The organism is Lactobacillus sp. W8174, assembly GCF_016100975.1.
GTDB lineage: Bacteria > Bacillota > Bacilli > Lactobacillales > Lactobacillaceae > Lactobacillus > Lactobacillus juensis.
In genome coordinates this window covers 1-559 of record NZ_JACFRN010000013.1, presented here as the reverse complement: position 1 = coordinate 559, position 559 = coordinate 1, and the positions used below count along the sequence as shown (strand labels likewise).

Annotated in this window: 1 pseudogene; it reads left to right on the top strand. The window is 46.9% G+C overall.

Going from position 1 to position 559, the window contains the following annotated elements:
• Positions 1-559: pseudogene (locus tag H3U49_RS09780) on the top strand (transposase); the annotation flags it as partial.

Genomic DNA, 559 nt, shown 5'->3' with positions numbered 1-559 from the left:
TGTCCCTTTTGTGGCTCACAGGATGCGGACACAATGGCCGTTTGAAAACCGAAATCCGCTATCCTGCTGCCAATGCCGGTCAGCCAGTCATTATTAGACTTTTTAAGCAGAGAGTCTGGTGTCGCACCTGCAATAAACGCTCAATGGCTCAATCTGACCTGGTAGGCAAATACTGCTGTATTTCCCAGCCTGCAAAGCTTAAAATTCTCAGTGCCTTAACAGAAGACCGTTCAATGACCAGCATTGCCCGGGAAAACAATGTCTCTGTCAATACGGTGCAAAGAGTGCTGGGCTCTTGCTCGCATCAGTTTAATAGCAGCTATGATTATTTGCCGGAGCATCTAGCCTTCGACGAGTTTAAAGGCGTTGACCGCACCCTGCATTTTATTTGTCTTGATGCCGACAAGCACGAGGTGGTGCAGATTCTCCGCACACGCTATAAAAAAGCAATTATAGCCTACTGCAAAAAGTTTTCGCCTGCGGCAAAACAGTTTCTCTGGACCTGAATTTTTACTATCAAGACATTGTACGAGCATGCTTTCCCAACGCTGAGCTTGTG